This is a genomic window from Thalassotalea eurytherma (assembly GCF_030161415.1).
GTDB classification, from domain to species: domain Bacteria; phylum Pseudomonadota; class Gammaproteobacteria; order Enterobacterales; family Alteromonadaceae; genus Thalassotalea_G; species Thalassotalea_G eurytherma.
Genome location: NZ_BSSU01000012.1, coordinates 172,487 through 178,760, shown reverse-complemented (window position 1 = coordinate 178,760; position 6,274 = coordinate 172,487). Strand labels below are relative to the sequence as shown.

Annotated in this window: 6 protein-coding genes; 5 read left to right on the top strand and 1 reads right to left on the bottom strand. The window is 38.7% G+C overall.

Annotated elements, in window-relative coordinates; translation table 11 throughout:
- Positions 1-585: 585 nt before the first annotated feature.
- Positions 586-1,038, top strand: coding sequence for an RNA-binding protein (locus QQK02_RS13150; RefSeq protein ID WP_284208521.1), 453 nt, complete (start codon positions 586-588; stop codon positions 1,036-1,038).
- Positions 1,039-1,190: 152 nt separating this feature from the next.
- Positions 1,191-2,294, top strand: coding sequence for a tRNA (uridine(54)-C5)-methyltransferase TrmA (trmA, locus tag QQK02_RS13145; RefSeq protein ID WP_284208520.1), 1,104 nt, complete (start codon positions 1,191-1,193; stop codon positions 2,292-2,294).
- Here trmA and fabR read toward each other — a convergent pair.
- Positions 2,287-2,913: an HTH-type transcriptional repressor FabR gene (fabR, locus tag QQK02_RS13140; RefSeq protein ID WP_284208519.1), complete on the bottom strand. Its 627-nt coding sequence runs from the start codon at positions 2,911-2,913 to the stop codon at positions 2,287-2,289. The genes trmA and fabR overlap by 8 nt on opposite strands.
- 199 nt (positions 2,914-3,112) lie before the next feature.
- On the opposite strand from fabR, the gene QQK02_RS13135 reads away from it, so the two are divergent.
- The 3 genes from QQK02_RS13135 (at position 3,113) to QQK02_RS13125 (ending at position 6,271) form a co-directional block, all read left to right on the top strand.
- Positions 3,113-4,231: an acyl-CoA desaturase gene (locus QQK02_RS13135; RefSeq protein WP_284208518.1), complete on the top strand. Its 1,119-nt coding sequence runs from the start codon at positions 3,113-3,115 to the stop codon at positions 4,229-4,231.
- A gap of 91 nt (positions 4,232-4,322) precedes the next feature.
- A complete protein-coding gene (gene sthA / locus QQK02_RS13130) occupies positions 4,323-5,759 on the top strand; it encodes a Si-specific NAD(P)(+) transhydrogenase (protein ID WP_284208517.1) in 1,437 nt (478 codons plus the stop codon).
- A 20-nt stretch (positions 5,760-5,779) separates the two neighbouring features.
- Complete coding sequence (locus QQK02_RS13125) at positions 5,780-6,271, top strand: SixA phosphatase family protein (protein WP_284208516.1); 492 nt, start codon at positions 5,780-5,782, stop codon at positions 6,269-6,271.
- The last annotated feature ends 3 nt before the right edge of the window (positions 6,272-6,274 follow it).

The following is a 6,274-nucleotide window of genomic DNA, read 5'->3' as shown; positions in this document are numbered from 1 at the left end:
CAAGCTGTATGCTTCGTGCTAAGCCGTTGTGGCCGCTGCCCCGAAGCGAGATGCGCATTCTACGCTTCTCAGTTTTGATGTCAACACTTTTTGAAAACTTTTTTTCATTTTGTTTTCGTAAGTTTTGTTGGCCGTTTAGTTTCACTATCGTTAACTAAACTTATCAAAACACTGCTTTGGGTCTGTCCCGAAGAAGTGGAGCGCATTTTAGAGATTTTTGACGACACGTCAACAACTAATTTGAATTAATTTACTGTTTGGTCGCTTTCTATACAAACCGCATAAATAAAGCGCTGTAAGTGTTTGATCTTTAGTAGAGGGCGATCTTTTATCGTGGTTCCAATTCAAAAACATCGTTTTAGAGAATGAATAAAAGCCTATATAAGTACCGTCAAAATAGATAATTTTGCTTCAATAAGCGGGCTAATCATTGATAAGAACCTACTATTAACGTAAAAAAGCCTATTTTATAACAAGGAAACAACAAATCGCCTGATAAATCATCATATATGTTGCACATTAGTAAAAGGTGAGTAACATAGAATTGCTATTTTTATTTTAAAAACAATAATTAGGTAGATATTTATGAATTTCCCTCTCTTTATTAAGGCAATCCTTATTGCCGTTGTTATTTCGGCTGTAAGTTATTTTGCCGCTGGCTTGTTATCGGCTGATCAATATTCAACTGCCATTGGTGCTTTCATTGGTTCTCTAGTTGGCTTCTTTATTTCAACACAACTTAATGAGTCGTCTGAAACTGATGCTGCAACTGACGATATAAAAACACTTTATGTAGGTAACCTGCCATACCGAGCAAATGAAGCTGCAGTTCGTCATTTGTTTGCTGAACACGGTTATGTTCATTCAGTACGATTAATGAAAGACAAGAATACTGGCAAACGTCGTGGGTTTGGTTTTGTTGAAATTTCAGCACAAGATAGTGATAAAGCAATAAAGGCATTAAATGATACTGAATTCCAACAACGTACGTTAAAAGTACGTGAAGCAAAAGAACGTCCGGAAAAGTCTGAAGAATAAATTCAAAGATACTGGGCATGATTTAAAAGCTCGCTTTATGCGAGCTTTTTTATTTTCTGCTTTAATAAAATTACCTACTCTTTATAAGTTTCACTAGACTTTCATTGATTGGTCGCTAGAATTCGCTCGTTATTTTATTAAAGGTATATTTTATGTTCAGCCACGTATCTCCAGAAAACTACGAGCCGCAACTCACTCAAAAGCGTCAAGCGATGGAGTCTTTGTTTGCCGACTTCTCTTTACCAGAGACTGAAATATACCGCTCAGCGCCTCTTAACTATAGATTGAGAGCCGAATTTAGACTTTGGCATGAAGGCGATGACCTTTTCTTTATTATGTTTGATAAAGAAACCAAAGAGAAATTCAAGGTAGAGGATTTTCCTGTAGCAAGTGTTTTAATCAACAAAGCAATGAAGGCGCTTTTGGAAGATATAAAAACGCGTAAAGTTTTACGTGAACGTTTATTCCAGGTTGATTTCCTTTCAACTAAAAGCGGTGAACTTCTTATTAGTATGCTTTACCACAAGCCACTTACTGACGAATGGCATCAAAATGCCTTACTTTTAAGCGAACGTTTGTCAAAGGTATTAGGTACCGTTGATATTATCGGTCGTGCTCGTAAACAAAAGATTATTTTAGCACGAGATTATGTTAACGAAGTACTTGAGGTAGATGGACAGTCTCTTCATTACCAACAAGTTGAAAATAGTTTTACCCAACCCAATGGTGGTGTAAATGAACATATGTTGTCGTGGGCAAAACAAGTAACAACAGGTATTGGTGGCGACCTCATAGAGCTTTATTGTGGTAACGGCAATTTTAGTATCGCTTTAGCCGATAACTTTACTCGAGTTTTGGGTACTGAAATATCAAAAACGTCAGTTAACTCAGCACAGTTAAATATTTCAGCGAATAAAAAAGAGAACATTATTATTGTTCGTCTTGCCAGTGAAGAATTTAGCCAAGCAATGAATGGCGAACGAACTTTCCGACGTCTAGAAGGTATCGACCTAACAACTTATCGTTACGATACGGTGTTAGTTGATCCGCCACGAGCAGGCCTTGATGACGATAGTTTAGAGCTGGTCAGTAGATTTGAGCGCATAGTGTACATTTCTTGCAATCCACATACGTTAAAGGCAAATCTAGAAACGCTTAGTAAAACTCACCATGTTGAAAACTTTGCGCTATTCGATCAATTCCCTTATACCGACCATATTGAAACAGGTGTTTATTTAACAAGAAAAGCTAAGTAGTCTTTTTATTTTTAATTCGTGAACTAAAGTCGGCGGCGCCTCTAGCAATGAATCGCAGCTGGCTAATTGTGCGATGAGATAACTCTTCGCGTTCAGCTTGATTCATATCTAAAGCATCGGCACCTGCAGAAAACACGACAGTAACAGCGGCATCGGCTTGATATTGGGCTATTTGATGATCTAACTGATTCGCCGCTTGTAAATAGTCAGCTAACTCTAAGGTAAAATAGCGAATTTCACGACTAACAGCGGCACGAAATTCAGCTGACGTTCCAGAACGTTCGCGTAGCAGCAATCTAAAGATATTCGCATTGTCATCAATAAATTCCATAAAGGTACGTACGGAAATATTAATAACAGAACCACCTTTTTCAATCCGTTGTCGAGCTTGCCGCATCAATTGGCGCAATGTAAGCCCCGCTTCATCTACTAGCGTTAAGCCAAGCTCATCCATATCTGCAAAATGACGGTAAAAAGAGGTAGGTGCCAAGCCCGCTTCTTTAGCGACTTCGCGTAAACTCAAGCTCGAAAAGCTACGCTCTGCGCTGAGTTGACTTAAGGCAGCATCTATTAGTTGGCGTCTTGTTTTTTCTTTTTGTTGTGCGCGAACTCCGGTCATCTACATCTACTTCATCATTCAAATTTGTCACTATAATACGCAAAGCTAAGTCGCTTGTCATGACTTGCTATGTCACGTAATCATTTCGTCTTAAATTTTTAACTATCTGTCTATACTATAGGTACTCAGGTCTAGCGTGCTTTTATATTTTGGCGTACACTTGTTAGCTGAAAGTATTTATTCTGATTTTGGAAGATCTATGAACAAGCCTAAAATCATATGGCTAAACGTTATTATATTCTTAATAACATTCTTAATTGCTGCCGTGGCTGTGCCTTATCGCGCATTTACACACGGTTTCGATACTGCTGAAATAGTTATGGCAGTAATTTGTTTTATCTATTGTGGCATGTCAATTACCGCTGGCTACCACAGATTGTGGTCACACAAAACTTACCAAGCTCATTGGAGCTTACGTTTCATTTTTGCTTTAGGCGGTGCTTTTGCACTTCAAAATAGTGCCTTACATTGGTCTTCAGATCACCGTATCCATCACAAGCATGTCGATAACAACGATAAAGACCCTTACTCTGCTAAAAAGGGCTTTTGGTATTCACACATTGGATGGATGTTACGGGAGTATCAGGCAAGCCGTTACAGCAACTATGACAATGTGCGTGACCTACAAAAAGACAAAATCGTTATGTGGCAGCATAAACATTACTTGTTACTTACCATAGCAATGAACTTTGGTGTGCCCATAGCTTTCGGTTTGATCAACGGCGATCTTATCAGTGCAATCTTATTAATTGGTTTCTTGCGCTTAGTATTAAGCCACCACACGACCTTTTTCATTAATTCGCTCGCGCATATTTGGGGTAAACAAACATACACCGATAAAAATACTGCTCGCGATAATGGAATTTTAGCATTCTTTACTTTTGGTGAGGGTTACCACAACTTTCATCATATTTTTGAAAACGATTACCGTAATGGCATACGTTGGTGGCAGTTTGACCCGACAAAATGGTTAATTAAAGGTTGTGAATACCTAAACCTAACAACAAAATTACGCATAAGTCCTGAAGATAAAATAGAGAAAGCCAAATTATCTATGACATTGAAACGCACGCAACTGCGTATTGCCCAACACCCGAATGCTGAAGCTATGCTAGACAAACTAGAACAAGAGTATGACCTTGTTGTATCTAAGCTAAATGCCTTTTACGATGCCAAGAAACAACTCATCGCAACTAAAAAAGCTGAACTACTTAGCGACGTTGAAAATTCAGAATTGAATAAGCAATACGTTGAATTAAAAGCACGTTTTAATGAGCAAAAAAAGCGTTTTACTCTTATGACGGCGAAACTTGCTTAATAACGCAGTGAAATAAACTTAAGTAGTAGTTAATTTAAATCCAATTCCTGTTAAACTTTTCAACAAGATACGCAGGAGTTGGATTTTTATTTTGTCTAAAAAAAACGTAAAGAGCGAAACCAAACAAGCAGCTACTCAGTATGATTTTGACGCAATCATTATCGGCTCAGGCCCTGGTGGTGAAGGCACGTCGATGGAATTAGCTAAAAAACAAAAGCGCGTTGCAATTGTTGAGCGTTACAAAGACGTTGGTGGTGGCTGTACGCACTGGGGAACAATTCCTTCAAAGGCACTTCGCCAAAGTGTTAGTCGCCTTATTGAATACAATTCGAATCCTTTATTTCGCAAACATGAAAAAGCAAAACACTTAACGTTTTCAGACATTCTAAAACACGCTGAAGCTGTTATTCGTAAGCAAGTTCAGTTGCGCAGTGGTTTTTATGATAGAAATCGCGTAGAGCACATTGTTGGTGAAGCCTCTTTTATTGACGAACATACGCTGAAAATTATTAAACCAGATGGTTCAGTTGAGCAAATAACTGCTGAACAGATTGTTATTGCAACTGGCTCACATCCATACCGTCCTGACGATATTGATTTTAGCCACCCTCGCGTTTACGACTCAGATACTATCTTATCTTTGGCACATGACCCTCGCTCTATCATTATTTATGGTGCCGGTGTTATTGGCAGCGAGTATGCGTCAATCTTTAGAGGCCTTGGTGTTAAAGTTGACTTAATTAATACCCGTGATCGCTTGTTATCTTTTCTTGATGATGAAATTTCAGACTCATTAAGCTACCACCTTTGGAATAACGGTGTGGTTATTCGACATGGTGAACAAATTTCGAGTGTCGAAGCAACCGATGATTCGGTTATCGTCCACTTAGAATCGGGTAAAAAGATGAAAGCAGACTGTTTGCTTTGGGCAAATGGTCGAACGGGTAATACGGCTGATTTGAAATTGGCAAACGCCACTCTATCAGCTGATGGCCGTGGTCAATTGAAAGTAAATGATCAATACCAAACAAGTGCCGACAACATTTATGCTGTTGGTGATGTCATTGGCTACCCAAGTTTAGCAAGTGCCGCTTATGATCAAGGGCGCTTAGCAGCTTCCGCGATGATCGATCATCGCAGTACGGCTAAGTTAATTTCTGATATTCCTACCGGTATCTACACCATTCCCGAAATCAGCTCAGTGGGCCGAACAGAGCAAGAATTAACAGAAGCTAAAGTACCTTACGAAGTTGGTCGCGCTCAATTTAAACACTTAGCACGTGCTCAAATTGCTAATAGCTTAGTAGGCTCCTTAAAAATTCTTTTCCACCGAGAAACCAAAGAGATATTAGGTATTCACTGTTTTGGCGAAAATGCTGCTGAAATTATTCATATCGGTCAGGCTATTATGCAGCAACAACATGGTGGTAATACAATCGAGTATTTTGTTGAGACTACCTTTAACTACCCTACAATGGCAGAAGCCTTTAGGGTGGCAGCATTAAATGGTTTAAACCGATTATTTTAATTAAATAGATACTAGTTACGATGCAAAAATACTTATTATTGGTTTCATTGCTACTTGCGCCAGCAATATCAGCGCAAGAGTTTACGCTATATTTAACACGTCATGCGGAAAAACAGCCGGAACAAAAAAATCCAAACTTAACAAGTTGTGGAAGCCTAAGAGCGCAGCATTTAGCTGAAATGCTTTCGCTTGCAGAAATTAAGTATGTTTATAGTACGCCGTATAATCGTACATTAGAAACGGCAGCACCTACTGCAAAGGCTCTCGGTTTAGGAATAAAGCAGTATTCACCAAAAGCTCTAGAGCAATTTGCCATTACTTTGCTAAAAGAAAAGGAAAATGCTTTAGTGGTTGGTCATAGTAATACAACACCAGCCTTAGCAAGTTTTTTAACGGGTGAAGAGTTAGAGATGATTGATGAAAATGAGTACCAATTGCTTTTTCAAATCACAATTGATGGTGATGATAGAGACATCACCGTGCTTAAACAGCCCCTTGAATGTAAAAAATAAAAA

Bases quoted from the DNA above. Each gene is read 5' to 3' on its own strand.
- QQK02_RS13150 (WP_284208521.1), top strand. From the start codon at position 586: ATGAATTTCCCTCTCTTTATTAAGGCAATCCTTATTGCCGTTGTTATT.
- trmA (WP_284208520.1), top strand. From the start codon at position 1,191: ATGTTCAGCCACGTATCTCCAGAAAACTACGAGCCGCAACTCACTCAA.
- fabR (WP_284208519.1), bottom strand. From the start codon at position 2,913: ATGACCGGAGTTCGCGCACAACAAAAAGAAAAAACAAGACGCCAACTA.
- QQK02_RS13135 (WP_284208518.1), top strand. From the start codon at position 3,113: ATGAACAAGCCTAAAATCATATGGCTAAACGTTATTATATTCTTAATA.
- QQK02_RS13125 (WP_284208516.1), top strand. From the start codon at position 5,780: ATGCAAAAATACTTATTATTGGTTTCATTGCTACTTGCGCCAGCAATA.